This is a genomic window from Mycobacterium sp. NGS49 (assembly GCF_059812565.1).
The window spans coordinates 1-219 of record NZ_JCALCX010000131.1 but is presented as its reverse complement, the minus strand read 5'-3'; the positions used below and the strand labels follow the sequence as shown (position 1 = coordinate 219).

At 64.8% G+C, this 219-nt stretch carries 1 protein-coding gene; it reads right to left on the bottom strand.

The features are described 5' to 3' along the window. A partial coding sequence (locus tag AC5Y7D_RS31015; RefSeq protein WP_499930025.1) for a beta-ketoacyl synthase N-terminal-like domain-containing protein occupies positions 1 to 219 on the bottom strand: 219 nt, incomplete at both ends.

Genomic DNA, 219 nt, shown 5'->3' with positions numbered 1-219 from the left:
AAGCCGGCCGCATCGGGCAGGAACGCCCCATAGCGGGTGTAGGTCTTGCCCACCGCCTCAGGATCAGGATCAAACAACCCCGCCACATCCCAACCCCGATCAGCGGGAAACACCCCCACCGCATCCCCACCAGCAATCACCAACTCCCACAACGCCTCCGCAGAATCCACCCCACCCGGCAACCGACACGCCATCCCCACCACCGCAATGGGGTCATCG